Source organism: Pseudomonas sp. FDAARGOS_380, from assembly GCF_002591235.1.
GTDB classification, from domain to species: domain Bacteria; phylum Pseudomonadota; class Gammaproteobacteria; order Pseudomonadales; family Pseudomonadaceae; genus Aquipseudomonas; species Aquipseudomonas salmasensis.
Genome location: NZ_CP023969.1, coordinates 285,382 through 298,216, shown reverse-complemented (window position 1 = coordinate 298,216; position 12,835 = coordinate 285,382). Strand labels below are relative to the sequence as shown.

General features: G+C 55.1%; 16 protein-coding genes. 10 read left to right on the top strand and 6 right to left on the bottom strand.

The window, feature by feature from the left end:
- Nucleotides 1-33 precede the first annotated feature (33 nt).
- The 3 genes from CRN80_RS01525 (at nucleotide 34) to CRN80_RS01515 (ending at nucleotide 2,065) form a co-directional block, all read left to right on the top strand.
- Nucleotides 34-597, top strand: a complete 564-nt coding sequence (locus CRN80_RS01525) for a glycoside hydrolase family 19 protein (RefSeq protein ID WP_098949407.1) — start codon at nucleotides 34-36, stop codon at nucleotides 595-597.
- A complete protein-coding gene (locus CRN80_RS01520) occupies nucleotides 579-1,121 on the top strand; it encodes a lysis system i-spanin subunit Rz (protein ID WP_098949406.1) in 543 nt (180 codons plus the stop codon). The genes CRN80_RS01525 and CRN80_RS01520 overlap by 19 nt, the downstream gene beginning before the upstream one ends.
- A gap of 149 nt (nucleotides 1,122-1,270) precedes the next feature.
- Nucleotides 1,271-2,065: a DNA adenine methylase gene (locus CRN80_RS01515; RefSeq protein WP_098949405.1), complete on the top strand. Its 795-nt coding sequence runs from the start codon at nucleotides 1,271-1,273 to the stop codon at nucleotides 2,063-2,065.
- 191 nt (nucleotides 2,066-2,256) lie between these two features.
- Here CRN80_RS01515 and CRN80_RS01510 read toward each other — a convergent pair whose 3' ends face one another.
- Nucleotides 2,257-3,006 (bottom strand): SOS response-associated peptidase family protein, encoded by a 750-nt coding sequence (locus CRN80_RS01510; RefSeq protein WP_098949404.1) that lies wholly within the window; start codon nucleotides 3,004-3,006, stop codon nucleotides 2,257-2,259.
- 100 nt (nucleotides 3,007-3,106) lie between these two features.
- On the opposite strand from CRN80_RS01510, the gene CRN80_RS01505 reads away from it, so the two are divergent.
- Together CRN80_RS01505 and umuC are read left to right on the top strand one after the other, a co-directional pair.
- On the top strand, nucleotides 3,107-3,532 hold the full coding sequence (locus CRN80_RS01505) for a LexA family transcriptional regulator (RefSeq protein WP_098949403.1): 426 nt from the start codon (nucleotides 3,107-3,109) through the stop codon (nucleotides 3,530-3,532).
- On the top strand, nucleotides 3,525-4,802 hold the full coding sequence (gene umuC / locus CRN80_RS01500; protein WP_098949402.1) for a translesion error-prone DNA polymerase V subunit UmuC: 1,278 nt from the start codon (nucleotides 3,525-3,527) through the stop codon (nucleotides 4,800-4,802). The genes CRN80_RS01505 and umuC overlap by 8 nt, the downstream gene beginning before the upstream one ends.
- A gap of 203 nt (nucleotides 4,803-5,005) precedes the next feature.
- Here the strand turns inward: umuC and CRN80_RS01495 are convergent, their stop codons facing one another.
- From CRN80_RS01495 to CRN80_RS01485, 3 genes are all read right to left on the bottom strand, one after another.
- Nucleotides 5,006-5,320 (bottom strand): STAS-like domain-containing protein, encoded by a 315-nt coding sequence (locus tag CRN80_RS01495; protein ID WP_098949401.1) that lies wholly within the window; start codon nucleotides 5,318-5,320, stop codon nucleotides 5,006-5,008.
- 99 nt (nucleotides 5,321-5,419) lie between these two features.
- Complete coding sequence (locus tag CRN80_RS01490; RefSeq protein ID WP_098949400.1) at nucleotides 5,420-6,400, bottom strand: ATP-binding protein; 981 nt, start codon at nucleotides 6,398-6,400, stop codon at nucleotides 5,420-5,422.
- Between the two features lie 997 nt (nucleotides 6,401-7,397).
- Nucleotides 7,398-7,679: a DUF3077 domain-containing protein gene (locus CRN80_RS01485; protein WP_032893303.1), complete on the bottom strand. Its 282-nt coding sequence runs from the start codon at nucleotides 7,677-7,679 to the stop codon at nucleotides 7,398-7,400.
- Between the two features lie 413 nt (nucleotides 7,680-8,092).
- Here CRN80_RS01485 and CRN80_RS01480 point away from each other — a divergent pair, with 413 nt between their 5' ends.
- On the top strand, nucleotides 8,093-8,641 hold the full coding sequence (locus CRN80_RS01480; RefSeq protein WP_032893302.1) for a hypothetical protein: 549 nt from the start codon (nucleotides 8,093-8,095) through the stop codon (nucleotides 8,639-8,641).
- Between the two features lie 284 nt (nucleotides 8,642-8,925).
- On the opposite strand, the gene CRN80_RS01475 is transcribed toward CRN80_RS01480, so the two are convergent.
- Nucleotides 8,926-9,297 carry a hypothetical protein gene (locus CRN80_RS01475; protein WP_032893301.1) on the bottom strand — a complete coding sequence of 124 codons (372 nt, stop codon included), beginning with the start codon at nucleotides 9,295-9,297 and terminating at the stop codon, nucleotides 8,926-8,928.
- Nucleotides 9,290-9,778 carry a Panacea domain-containing protein gene (locus CRN80_RS01470; protein ID WP_003189004.1) on the bottom strand — a complete coding sequence of 163 codons (489 nt, stop codon included), beginning with the start codon at nucleotides 9,776-9,778 and terminating at the stop codon, nucleotides 9,290-9,292. Before CRN80_RS01470 ends, CRN80_RS01475 begins: the two co-directional genes overlap by 8 nt.
- Before the next feature lie 224 nt (nucleotides 9,779-10,002).
- Between CRN80_RS01470 and CRN80_RS01465 the strand changes: the two genes are divergently transcribed.
- From CRN80_RS01465 to CRN80_RS01450, 4 genes are all read left to right on the top strand, one after another.
- Nucleotides 10,003-10,746 (top strand): XRE family transcriptional regulator, encoded by a 744-nt coding sequence (locus CRN80_RS01465; protein ID WP_169855582.1) that lies wholly within the window; start codon nucleotides 10,003-10,005, stop codon nucleotides 10,744-10,746.
- Between the two features lie 590 nt (nucleotides 10,747-11,336).
- Nucleotides 11,337-11,675 carry a phage holin family protein gene (locus CRN80_RS01460; RefSeq protein ID WP_003189007.1) on the top strand — a complete coding sequence of 113 codons (339 nt, stop codon included), beginning with the start codon at nucleotides 11,337-11,339 and terminating at the stop codon, nucleotides 11,673-11,675.
- A 23-nt stretch (nucleotides 11,676-11,698) separates the two neighbouring features.
- The gene (locus CRN80_RS01455) at nucleotides 11,699-12,214 is read left to right on the top strand and encodes a hypothetical protein (RefSeq protein WP_032893297.1); all 516 of its coding nucleotides are present in this window, start codon (nucleotides 11,699-11,701) and stop codon (nucleotides 12,212-12,214) included.
- Between the two features lie 3 nt (nucleotides 12,215-12,217).
- Nucleotides 12,218-12,829, top strand: a complete 612-nt coding sequence (locus CRN80_RS01450) for a phage baseplate assembly protein V (RefSeq protein ID WP_032893296.1) — start codon at nucleotides 12,218-12,220, stop codon at nucleotides 12,827-12,829.
- Nucleotides 12,830-12,835 lie beyond the last annotated feature (6 nt).

The window sequence follows — 12,835 nt, the reverse complement described above, 5'->3', positions numbered from 1 at the left end:
CCTGAGTGCGGTATTTTTTTGTCCGGAGTTTTTATGACGATCACTGAACAACAGCTACAACGCATCATGCCAAACGCCCGCCGACAAGCGGGCGTTTTTGTATCTGCCCTGAACGCGGCAATGGCGCATCGGCAGATCAATACACCGAAACGCCAGGCTGCTTTCCTGGCGCAGCTTGGTCACGAGTCCGGTCAACTGCAGTATGTCCGCGAGCTGGGCGGGGACCAATACCTGAGTAAATACGATACCGGCACTCTGGCTGCCAAGCTTGGTAATACGCCAGCTGCAGATGGTGATGGTCAACGCTATCGTGGCCGAGGGTTGATCCAGATTACCGGGCACGATAACTACCTGCGCTGCAGTCTGGCACTGTTCGGCGATGAGCGATTGCTGCGCACTCCCGAGCTGCTCGAGCAGCCGCAATGGGCGGCAGAGTCGGCGGCGTGGTTCTGGTCCGTGAATGGGCTGAATGCGCTCGCGGATCAGGACCAGTTCAACACGATCACTCGCCGGATCAACGGCGGCCTTAATGGCCTGGAGGATCGGCTGCAGTTGTGGGCCAGGGCGAGGGCGGTGTTATGCGTCTCTTCGATCTGATCCCGGCGCAGTTCCGTATCGCCGCTATCAGCTTGCTGTTAGTGGTGGTGTCCGCAGGATCTGCAGCGTTGGCCTGGACTGCTCAGGACTGGCGTTATGGCAGCGTGCTGGAGCGGCAAGCCCGGCTGCAGGCGGACACCCTCAACGAAATATCCCAAGCTTCTGCTGCTCTGCAGCGTACCGAGCAGGACAAGCGCCTTGCCCTGGAGCTCCGCCTGCAGAACAAAGACGAAACCCACTACAAGGAATTGACCGATGAGCAAATCAAGCAGGCTCGTCTGCGTGATCGCCTGGCTACTGCTGATCTGCGGCTGTCGGTCGTACTCGCCGCCACCGAAACCGCCGGCAGCTGTTCAGTGCCAACCACCACCGCCACCGGCCGCGTGGTTCATGGCGCCACAAGAGCCCAACTTGACCCAGCGCATGCTCAACGAATTATCGGAGTCACCGATGCCGGCGACCGAGGATTGATCGCCCTGCGGGCCTGTCAGGCTTACGCAAAAGAAGTTTCTACACCGAAGTAAAAGGAGCGGCCGGGCAGGATGCGTCAACATCCAACCCGGCCACCTTCCCCGCAGATCGTCCCTGCAAGTCCAGCCAAGGCTCCTGCTTCGTGCACAAAGCGGAGCGAGCCTAGCACTGTTTATCCATACAGCAAAGGTCTTGCTTTTTTATGTCTACACCCATCGTCCCTTGGATGGGCGGCAAACGCCGCCTGGCCGACCGCCTTATCCCGCTCTTCCCGCCACACGAATGCTACGTTGAAGTCTTTGCCGGCGGCGCCGCGCTCTACTTCATGCGTCCCCAGGCAGCGCCTGTTGAAGTTCTTAACGACATCAATGGCGACCTGGTCACGCTGTACCGCGTCGTGCAGAACCATCTGGAAGAATTCGTCCGCCAGTTCAAATGGGCGCTCAGTTCCCGCCAGGTGTTCGAGTGGCAAAAGATGACCCGCCCGGAAACCCTCACCGACATCCAGCGCGCCGCCCGTTTCTTTTACCTGCAGCACCATGCCTTCGCGGGCAAAGTGACCGGGCAGACGTTCGGCACTGCAACGACCGGCCCAGCCATTAACCTTCTGCGGATCGAGGAAAACCTGTCTGCAGCATGGCAGCGTTTATCCGGCACTTATGTTGAAAACCTGGGCTGGCTTGAATGTGCCGAGCGCTACGACCGTGCCCATACGTTCCACTACATGGATCCACCTTACTGGCAGACCGCCGGCTATGGTGTGGATTTTCCATTTGAGAATTACGAGCGCATGGCCGACTTTATGCGGCGCTGCAAAGGCAAGGTGATGGTCAGCATCAACGATCATCCCGATATCCGGCGAGTGTTTGATGGGTTTCACTTTGAGATGGTGGACATTCGTTACAGCACCGCGAATGCGCGGCAGGGCAAGACCGAAGTCAGCGGAGAGTTGATAATCATGAACTGGGAGCCTGCAGCATTGGGAGGCCTGTTCTGATTTGAGAGGTAGATTACGCATCGCAATTTGCTATTCAAGTGAGGCGGCATGTCCATCTCGCCTGATGCTTACTCACGCTTATTAAGAGTGGTGGCGTAATGGGTTCATTGAACTAAGATGAACCCTTTAGAGCTTATTGTGATCTTTCAATTACTCATTGGTAGCAGATGGACAAGCGCATCGCAGGTCTTTCATTTCTGCTTACTCTCGGCTGGGTCACAGCCGTTATGTTCGTCATGTGGTTTTTCAGCTGATGGGTTCGGCCTTATAAGCTCTGCCCCCTGATTCCTGACGCTGCCCACTGCTTTGCCAACCGCATACCACTCAAAGTCCTCCACAGGCTGGCAACATTCCTTCGCTATTTCCTCGGCCCGGGCTGGAGTAAGGTAGGGGTCGATCCACTCCCTGGCATGCTCAGGTGTCAGCACCAACGGCTTGCGGTCGTGGATGTCCACCATGCCCTGATCACTGGCAGCGGTGATGATCACGAACCCATCGCCGTCCTGGGGATCCAGGCCAGGATGAATCTGGGCTAGTGCGCCAAAGAACATGGGCTTCTGACTCTTCAGGCGAATGAAGTAGGGCTGCTTTCTCTTCGGATCGTCAGGGTCTTTAACCCACTCATACCACCCTTCACTCGGCACCAGGGCTCGGCCATTCGGCCAAAGTTGCTTAAAAAACTTTCCCGTGGTGACCGTCTCTACACGGGCGTTAATCGGGTCGGGGCGTTTGCCCTTGGCCCAGAACGGCGCCCATCCCCATTTGACTGCATCGATATGCAGCCCGTCCTCTGCGGCGTGCAGCAACTGAACCCGTGTCGACGGAGCGACGTTGTAGCGATCAATTGGCTGAGCGTCATAGCCGCTGAATAGCTCTATTTGGGGGCTCAGTTCTTCAATGAAGATCGCCATCCCTTCGTACTGCACAAATCGTCCGCACATACGCCTTCTCCGTCTGTCGAAATCCCCTACAGAAAAATTGACCGCACGCGTCCTACAAAGTTAACTGTACATTCGTACAGTGCATGTAAAAGGTCGCATCATGAGCTTCACCATTTTAGGTCCTATCGCCGAGGCAGGCGTGAAGCTGCCTATGTGTTCGTTCCAGGTTCCGGCTGGCTTCCCTTCGCCGGCAGCGGATCATATTGAGCAGCACATCTCATTGGATGAGGTCCTGAATATCCGCGCACCGCATGTGTACCTGGTAGCCATCACCGGGGAAAGCATGCAGGGGATTGGTATCTTCGAAGGCGATCTCGCGGTGGTGGATCGTGCCATTGAGCCGGCGCACGGGCATGTGGTAGTGGCTCTGCTGAACAATGAGCCCGTCTGCAAGCGCCTATGTAAGCGCGGCCGAGAGGTAGTCCTTTTGTCAGAAAATCCCAAATACCCGGCGCGATACGTTCTCGAAGGGGATGAGCTATCAGTCTGGGGCGTGATCACCAGCACAGTGCGCAGCCATGTCTAAGCAGCAACCGACCCTTGCGCTGGTCGACTGCAACAGCTTCTATGCCAGTTGCGAGCGAGTATTCCGGCCGGACTTGGCGAAGGTGCCCATCGTGGTGCTGAGCAATAACGACGGCTGTGTCATTGCTCGCAGCTACGACGCCAAGCCATTCATCAAGATGGGCGAGCCGTATTTCCAGATCAAGCACAAGCTCAAGCAACACGGCATTGTCGCGTTCTCCTCCAACTATGCGCTGTACGGCGACATGAGCGAACGCGTCATGAGTCTGATTGAGGCGATGGTGCCGGCAGTTGAGGTGTACAGCATCGATGAGGCATTTGCCGATCTGACCGGTGTCGGTGGTTTGGATGCCTTAGGCCGGCAGATCCGCGCCCAGGTACTTCGCTGCACCGGCATACCTGTTGGTGTCGGTATTGCTCATACAAAGACCCTGGCGAAGCTGGCAAACCACACTGCGAAGCGCCTGCAATCGCAGACCGGTGGTGTGGTCAATATCACCGATCCGGTTAAGCGGGACTGGGTACTGCGTAATACGGACGTGGCGGAGGTGTGGGGCGTTGGCCGAAAGATGAAACTCCACCTCGATGCGATGGGAATCAAGTCTGCAATGGATTTGGCGAAGGCGGACCCCTGGACGCTCCGTAAGAAGTTCAGCGTTGTGATCGAGAAGACGGCCAGGGAGCTGGGCGACACGCCTTGCTTGGAGCTGGACGACCCGGATCCGCCGAAGCAGGAGATCTGCTGCAGCCGGATGTTCGGCCAGCGGCTGACGGAGCTGCCGCCTATCAAGGAAGCGGTGGCCACCTACATGATGCGAGCTTCTGAAAAGCTCCGCGCCCAGAACTCGCTGTGCAAGACGGTGCGCGTGAGCATCCGTACCGGCATGTTCAATCCAGAGGAGGCGAAGTATGCCAACGGAGTGGTGGTAGACATGCCATATCCCACCGATGACGTGCGACTGCTAACAAAGGCGGCTGTTGATGCGGTCGATCGTATTTACCGACCAGGCTTCAAATACAGTAAGGCTGAAGTGATGCTGCTCAACCTGTGTCAGCCCGGCGAGTATACCGATGATCTTTTCGCTATTTCGCAGCCTGCTGAGTCCACCCGTGTGATGACAGTGCTAGACGAGATTAATGGTCGATGGGGGAGGGGAACGCTGCGGTCTGCCAGCGTTCCCAGCAACCCTGCTTGGGCTATGCGCCGGGAGATGATGAGCCACAGTTATACAACGAGAGTGGATCATTTATGGAGAGTCCGTTGCGAGTGAGCGGATTAGCCTAGTTTAGAATGAAGCACGTACGACAAAATTATGACGAAAAAAAACAGAATGTCGCTCTGTTGACAAAATCATGACGGCAGGTACGATCAAGGCATGCGCCGCAACGCGGCGCATGCCTTGATCGTACCTATGCACAAAAACTACCTAACAAAAAACCCCGCATTTGCGGGGTTTTTTGGCGAAATAGGCTGTCAGGCTATTGCCCGTTCCTCTTTCAATTGATGTGCTCTATCGTTAATCACGAACTTGATAATCGACTTGACATCATCAGGGCAGTTCTTAAACGAAATATGCGACAGAACGGTGCGACCACGTTTAAGGATCAGCCCACCGATCAGTTCGTCCACGAAGGACTGTGTGGCATCTTTGCCCGAAAAATCGATTGCAACATTCTGGCCGGTTTCCAGGCATCGTTCGATTTCCTTTCGAAACGGCGTGGCAGATGCCCTCATACCCAGCGTGCGGATGCTTTCTGATCCTTTCGCTAAGATGATTTGAGTTTGCATGGCGCTTCCCTCGGCAATTTTATGCGTTGTACAAAATTTATCGTACGCATCAGTGAAAATATTAGCTAGATCTATCTGGTAAGTAAATTGACGCTAGGATCACTCAAAACTGATGTCGTCATCGACTGCATCCTCTACATCAGGCAGCAGCGCAGCAATTGTGATCTGCGGCAATTTGTCGCGGTTGCAGTGAAAAGAGATAGCAACCCCTTTCCAGGGAGCATTTTCCAACCGCACTGCGTCGTCCGTTTTTGTGTTCAAGCAAGCGTCTCCGCTTGCTATTACGAGAAAGCCATCAGCTGCCTGAGCAATTCTAGCTGTTGTTGTCAAACCTACACCTTGATTTTGGCTATCTCCTTCATAGCCAACCAACGGCCCCCGATTACAACTGACGCGAGCGACCAGCGCTGCACGGATAGCAGCTGAATCAGTTCGTTCCTTAAGCTGAGCGTGCCCTCGGAGGGTTGCAAGGAAGCCACAACCGTTGTCAACGATAGCTAGTCTTACGTCTCCATTTGACTGGAAGTGTTGACATGCGACCCATACCGAAGCCTGAAAATTCCCTTCTTTTTTTGCATGAGAAAGCGCATTTTCTAGGAGTTCTTTTAGCGCGTATTCAATCGGGCGCCTGTATGAGTCCATTTCTTCTTGAGTTCGCTCCTCCGCCTCTCCAACCATGGCAACTGCGAGACGCGATGCAATCTCTTCAGATTGGCCATTGACGACCTTAACCAGCTCAACACATCGATCCGGTTCACCCTGAGGGTTTCTTGCAGTCTCGACATCAATACCGTCAACGCTCAAACCTCCGAAAAACTCCATCCTGATCAGATAATCAAGTAGGTGCTGTTGCATCCAGCGCACATGAAAAGTTTTATCGATAGCTGACTCGAGAGTGGCACGGAGCAAAGCCAGACCCAACGGATCGACAAACGAAAGCGTCGATGCGTCCAGAATCACATCCCCATCACGATTGGCGATTTGTGAACAGAACTCAAAAATCAAGCCCGGCTCTGAGTCGCTTAGCGTTCGAGGGAAATAGATAACATCTTCCGTTGTGAGTACATCCTGCTCGACCACACTCAAATCCTTGAAAAATTTTGGCGACAGACTATATCGATGTGCCAGCATCCATTCAATGAGTTGCAGACTGTAAGCTCGTCTGGCCGATGAGTGGCCTCAATCATTTACGCTTATGCTGTATGAATATACAGGATTTTGCAATCAATGAATGGCTATATTTTGGCTTTCAGATTTTGAGCACCTATCCCAGTCTGCTACCAGCATTTTTTAGAGAGGTGCCTCAAGCGAGTGGGCATATTCGAGAATCTTGCGGACCCGAAGTGACGCGACCATGAACTCTGTGCGTAGTGGCGGGATGATCAAGGACTGGTTGCTTAGGAATTGCTACGGGAGCTGATGCGCTACGCCTTGTATGCAGAGCCTGCTCAACATTTGGGGAGGACTATGTCCAATACATCATCGAAGCAAGGTACAGACTGAATTGACCGAACCCCATGGGGCAAAAATGGGGCAAACCGTACGCCAATCTATGCCATTCAATGCCAATTATGCATTTATGCAACCCTGTGTGATCTAGCTGTATAGCCAGAAAACACGGGGCTGTCCTTCAAAATACCCCACATACCCCTACACAATCGGGGTGTGGGAGGACAGATCGGAGGTGTTTTTACTCATTGGGTAATAGGCAAATTCGTTGAAAGTGATGGGGCAAAGGGGGCGCGTGGTCCAGTGTCGATCAGTTTAGAAAGGCGCACGTCAAAACAAAGCAGGTCGAATGTGGGAGCTGTCGAGCTTCAGCGAGGCTGCGATGGGATCACCGCCCTGTACCGGCGGGCCGAAGCACCCGCATCGCTGAAGTTCAAAAGCTCCACACCTTGCCCAATCGTGGTCGCTTAACTGATCGGCATTGGGCGCTTGGCCCAGCATTTTTTGCGATGGGCGCAAGGTTAACATGCGAAGTCGACCCTTCGCAGGTCGCAAACGACCCGGTAGAAATAGAAGAAGGGGCGGCGCATTTATCAAAATATGCCGCCCCCTTCTTTTTATCGCCCCTTTACTGAATGTTGCCGGGCGAATCCAACACCTTCACCACATCATCAACTACCGCCTTGACCATCTCCTGCAAGTAGTGCGACGCCCACGCATAACGGTCCGTCTCCTTGGTCATCGCCGCATCTTCTGCGAGCAGCTTGGCGACATGGAGAAGATCGGAGGCGTGGTGCAGGGCTTCTTGCAGGGAAACACCGCTGTTGACGCGGAATAGAGGTTGGTCGGAGTGAAAGGAGAAGGGGGTGACGCCGAGGGTGGTTAACGCAGGCGGATTTGTAGCGGTCATCGGTAAAACTCCCATATCAAGTGAGAGCTACCACGTTCGTTATCAGGCGAATGGGGTGGCAGCTGTGCGCAGGCTGATAAACCGGAGATACAGGAACCCGGCAGACCCGAAGGTCTCCCACGCACAGCCGCCATTGCACGAAATGAGGGGCGAAAAAAAACGCCTGCAAATCGGGTTTGGTGGCGCTTGTTGCGCCTGCATCTTGACGGGTTATCAGGCCCGGTCGCTGAATTGGCAGCGACGAATGGAAGGGTAGCGTGGTGATAGGGAGGGTGCAACTGGGAAACTGTGTCCTGGAAATAAATGCGTCCGCTTTTCTCCAGTAGGCAGCATTGGAGAAACACCCCTCCTAGAACGATGTGGCAGGTAATATCATGATTCGACTAGTTTGAACTTCGCAACCTGGAAAATTTATGACGAGTACCCTGAAGTATCAGATTCTTGCTGGGCTACCGGGCGAAGGGCCTCTTCCTTTGCAGTTCAGCGCTACCGGCCAAGGGCACCATAGTGAAGGATTCGTCATCAGGTTCTCGCCAGAGGCGAAGCCTTCTTGGGTGGGGAATTTTCAGCCGGGTTTTTGCCGCTTCAGTTGCGTTCTGACGCTGGGTTCAACTTTTCATGTGATGATAGTTGCCGGTGGTCAGGGTTATATCGTGGACATTCGTAGCGGCGTTCTCTTGAAGCATTTCGGTGGCGATATCGAGTACTTGGTCAGCATTCCAGAATTAGACAGCATCCTTGTTTCAAATGGGGTGTGGCTCAGGCTTGTTAAAGGCGAGGCTGAGGTCTGGTGCTCTGAGCGCCTGTCTCTGGACGGGATTAGAAATATCCAAATCTCGCTCGCGGATGGGATCATTACAGGGGAGGGATGGTATGTAGACGATTGCTGGTATCCGTTCAAAGTCTGCATCTCCTCGGGTGAAGCTACGGGAGGAGTTTTCGAGTCGCTTGACTTCAGCTAAGTCCATTTCTGCGTTTCTGAATGATTAGCTACCGGCCGCTCTGGAAGCAGTTCGCGCCGAATCACCAAGCAGTAACACCGCCATAACTCAGCGATTCATCGTTCTGATCACTCTTTTTTTCCAGCGCCATTTTTACAACCTGTCACGTTGGGATAAGGCAGGCAGACCAGAATCATTTTACTCTTCGGTTCAAAGCCGATGCGATCAATGCCGGGAAGGTGATGATCTGGCTTTTCGCAGCATATTAATCCTTCAAAGTTGGAATGACTGCGCGGTCCAATAGGCTATTTTGACCTACGCCCACTAGCCGGAAACAACCCTCGGATCACCCCAAGAAACGCCGCAAACAGATTGATTGAAGTCGCCGTAGTGATAGCAATCAACACATTGTCCGAGAACGGCGCTTTGCCCGAGTAATACGTCGACCACCCATTCCACACCAGTAAAACCGCCCAGAAGATCACACCACAAGCGGCAAACCAAAACGCCCGACCCGCATATTTCTTGCGCAGTTGCCTTTCGGCCTTCTGGTCTTTGAGGTTCTGGTTTCTTTCATCGTCGGTGCCTATGGCTTGCTCGCCACCGGCTTGGGTGTCCTGGTCAGGCCCTGCCGCGGGGGGCAGGGTGAGTTCCAGGTTGTCGAGTTCTTCACTCACGGATGCGGCTCTTTGGGTGAATGAGTGTTGCCATGTCTTCCCAGTCGATGGCGGAACCGTCGGCGCCCTTGAGGGCCCAGGCTGTGCCGTCCTCGTGGGAGAGGTTGGACAGTTGGGTGCCAGACCACTTGCCGTATTTGTTGATGATCCGGTCAATCAAACGATGGGTGTAGGTGTCGCTCTCAGGCACTCTCGGTGTCACGAACACAATATCTTCGGCGTCGGGCTTCAGATTGCTGAGCAACGACGTCACCGGACGATTACCGTAGGATTTCAACTCATGGTAAAGCGACGGGATGACCGGACCATATTGCCAGCGGGCAAAGTGATCATCCATAAGGGGCTGATCCCGTTCGCGCAAATGCCAGGACTGCGTATAAAACAGCAGTTTTTGCAGCTTCATGGGCGTCAGGCCCGAAAGCTTGCCTTCCTTCGCACGTTCAATGAAGGCGTTAGCGACAGCTAGCGCTGAATAAGCCATGAGCACCTCCGTCGTTGCTGGCTACGTTGTCCAAGAGTTTTATACATAGGCCTTGAGTTGTCGACATGCAAGGTGTCGACCGGCAGCAATACCAAGCTGTCGGATAATAGAGCGTCGATAACTGGTTGCATATACAGTATTTTGATTCAAGTTAAGTGAAAGACGCGTGTTTAATGCATAAATATGCAAATTAGCATTTGCCAACCCCAAAAACTCCCGTCACTATCCGCGCTATGCAAAAACGCAACGTTTCTATCGTCTTAAGAGAGCTGCTGGACCGCGACCGGATCTCCCCCACGGAGCTTCACCGGCGCACTGGCGTGCCTCAATCCACACTGTCCCGGATCCTCAGCGGCAAGATCGTTGATCCGTCGGATAAACACATCTCCCGTATCGCCGAGTATTTCCGCGTGAGCACTGATTACCTGCGCGGGCGCGCGGCAGTGGGTGCTTTGCGCGATGACGGGCGTGACCCGATGCATTCGGAACTCAAGGACATAAGCCTGTGGGACGACGACACCCCCGTTAATGATGACGAGGTGTCGATCCCCTTTCTGCGCGAGGTTGAATTGGCTGCTGGATCAGGAAGATTCGTCATCGAGGAAAGCGAGAAGGCCAGCCTGCGGTTCGGCAAGCGCAGCCTGCGGCATAACGGTGTGCAGTTCGACCAGGCCAAGTGCGTGACGGTACGCGGCAACAGTATGTTGCCGGTGTTGCGCGACGGCGCCACGGTAGGGGTGAATGCCGGCAAGAGCGGCATTGGCGATATCGTCGATGGTGACTTGTATGCCATCAATCACAACGGCCAGTTGCGGGTTAAACAGCTCTACCGCCTGCCTTCCGGCATTCGCCTGCGCAGCTTCAATCGTGATGAGCACCCCGATGAGGACTACAGCTTCCAGGAGATCCAGGATGAGCAGATCAGTATCCTCGGTCATGTTTTCTGGTGGGGCATGTACGCCCGCTAACCTCCACGCGTAAGAAGAAACCCGCCCATGTGCGGGTTTTTTTTCGCCCCTAAAAAACCGGCCAAGCCCAAGCCCGCAAGGCTTCCAATGCATTAATGCATTTCCATGGTAAAAATAAATGCATCTGTGCATTGACTGTATATGCATACATGCATATTCTTCACCTCAAGCCAGCCAACAAGGCCTGGTGGAGGCGGCAAGGATGCTGCCAAGGAAGACAAGGAAGGCACGCAACATCGGCAAGGACGCCATCGAAGCGATGGCAGGGATGCCAGGCAACACCGGCAAGGATGCCGACGCTCTTTAGTTTCAACGCTTCAACAACAGGCAGCGATGAACCGGCCTTAACGGTTCAGAGGGTTGGCAACTGACCCGGGTGTGCAGCGTAAAGCACCAGAAGCAGTTATCCGGCAGACAGGGATCGTGGTCGGAAAAACATCGAGGAAAGGACCGTACCGCGCCAGTAGCGCCGAAAGTCCGAGGACAGCATTACTGAAAAGCCCGGGCGACCGGGCTTTTTGGAATGCCTACCTACCCAAGCATTTGTAAATGAAATACGGACTATTTATTGCTCAGCCAGGAGGCGTGACATGACAAATGAACAGCAAGCGTTAGCGGAAATGCCTATCTGGCTGGTGATCGTATTGGCGGTGATCGGCGGGGTCTCAGGTGAAATGTGGCGCGCCGATAAAGAAGGCGCACGTGGCTGGTCGCTGATCCGCCGATTGGCCCTGCGTTCCGGGGCGTGCATGGTCTGTGGGGTGTCGGCCCTGATGCTGTGCTACGCCGCCGGCATGTCGATCTGGACCGCCGGCGCCATTGGTTGCCTGACCGCCATGGCCGGTGCCGACGTGGCCATCGGCCTTTATGAGCGATGGGCGGCCAAGCGCATCGGGATCAACCAAGGCTCCGGCCAGGACCCGCACTAATCGTTGCAAGGACGCGACTTAAAATGACGTTTATCGAAAAGCCATCCCAACTGCCCCAAGCCATCGGCGCGGTGCTGCATGCGGCCTTCCCGGACATCAAGGTCGGCAGTCACCAGGACTTTCAAGGCGATGCTGAACAAACCGGCGTAATGGTTACGGTCGAAGGCAATGGCCCGGGCATTCGTTCTCGCGAGGGGCGCAAGGCCCACGTTCTGGCCATTTCACTCAGGGCCATGGTCGCCCCCGGTGCATTGCCGTTCGACGCCTGCGACCTGGCCAGCCAACTCATGGACCTGGTGCTGGATAACCGTTGGAACCTACCCCAGGCACAGTGCGATTTGCCGGCGAATATCGTCGCTGCGCCCGCTGTGCGCACGTCCGTGCAAACGGACTACGACACCTGGACGGTTTCCTTCACGCAAACCCTCTATCTGGGGCCGACGTTACTCGACGATCCCACAGGCCAACCGCTATTTGCCTGCACCTGGGACGTCTCCAACATCGACGACCCGGCCCAATACAAGCCACTGGCGGAGTAGCCCATGTTCGACGCGCTGTTACGCATGCAATTGGGACCGATCGTCGAACGCCTGGCCGAGATGGAGTCCCAGCTCGAGGACCTCTACCGCCGCGCCGAGAGCTTCTGCCGGATCGGTATTTGCCAGCAGGTTGATGCGGCCAGCAACACCTGCAAGGTCAGCCACGGTGACCTGCTCACCCCGGCGATCCGTTTTTTCAACCCCAGTGCCGGAGCACAAACCGAAACCCGCATTCCCACCGTGGGTGAGCAATGCCTGCTGCTCAACTACGGCGGGGGGGAGGGCGGTGTGCAATCCGTGGCCCTGTTCGGCCTTAACAGTGATCGCTTCCCGCCAGTCTCCAGCGTGGCGACGCTGACCCGGCGCCGACATCAAGACGGCACCCAAAGCGACTACGACGACGCCAGCCATACCTTCAACTGGGTCAACGGCCCGACCACCTTCAGCGGTTCCCGCGAACAGGTTGACGTCAAAGTCGGCGCCGCCAGCCTGACCCTCAGCGCCCAGGGCATCACCCTGCAAGTCGGTGGCACCAGCCTGTTGCTGGATGCCGGCGGCGCGCACTTCAGCGGCCCGGTGGTGGACCATCAAGGACGCGTCATCAGCCCCCGATAAGGACAC

Excerpts from the sequence above, each read along its gene's own strand:
- CRN80_RS01460 (WP_003189007.1), top strand. The coding sequence starts at position 11,337 with ATGACAAATGAACAGCAAGCGTTAGCGGAAATGCCTATCTGGCTGGTG.
- CRN80_RS01480 (WP_032893302.1), top strand. The coding sequence starts at position 8,093 with ATGACGAGTACCCTGAAGTATCAGATTCTTGCTGGGCTACCGGGCGAA.
- CRN80_RS01515 (WP_098949405.1), top strand. The coding sequence starts at position 1,271 with ATGTCTACACCCATCGTCCCTTGGATGGGCGGCAAACGCCGCCTGGCC.
- CRN80_RS01455 (WP_032893297.1), top strand. The coding sequence starts at position 11,699 with ATGACGTTTATCGAAAAGCCATCCCAACTGCCCCAAGCCATCGGCGCG.
- CRN80_RS01485 (WP_032893303.1), bottom strand. The coding sequence starts at position 7,679 with ATGACCGCTACAAATCCGCCTGCGTTAACCACCCTCGGCGTCACCCCC.
- CRN80_RS01505 (WP_098949403.1), top strand. The coding sequence starts at position 3,107 with ATGAGCTTCACCATTTTAGGTCCTATCGCCGAGGCAGGCGTGAAGCTG.
- CRN80_RS01525 (WP_098949407.1), top strand. The coding sequence starts at position 34 with ATGACGATCACTGAACAACAGCTACAACGCATCATGCCAAACGCCCGC.
- CRN80_RS01520 (WP_098949406.1), top strand. The coding sequence starts at position 579 with ATGCGTCTCTTCGATCTGATCCCGGCGCAGTTCCGTATCGCCGCTATC.
- CRN80_RS01510 (WP_098949404.1), bottom strand. The coding sequence starts at position 3,006 with ATGTGCGGACGATTTGTGCAGTACGAAGGGATGGCGATCTTCATTGAA.
- CRN80_RS01470 (WP_003189004.1), bottom strand. The coding sequence starts at position 9,778 with ATGGCTTATTCAGCGCTAGCTGTCGCTAACGCCTTCATTGAACGTGCG.
- CRN80_RS01495 (WP_098949401.1), bottom strand. The coding sequence starts at position 5,320 with ATGCAAACTCAAATCATCTTAGCGAAAGGATCAGAAAGCATCCGCACG.
- umuC (WP_098949402.1), top strand. The coding sequence starts at position 3,525 with ATGTCTAAGCAGCAACCGACCCTTGCGCTGGTCGACTGCAACAGCTTC.
- CRN80_RS01450 (WP_032893296.1), top strand. The coding sequence starts at position 12,218 with ATGTTCGACGCGCTGTTACGCATGCAATTGGGACCGATCGTCGAACGC.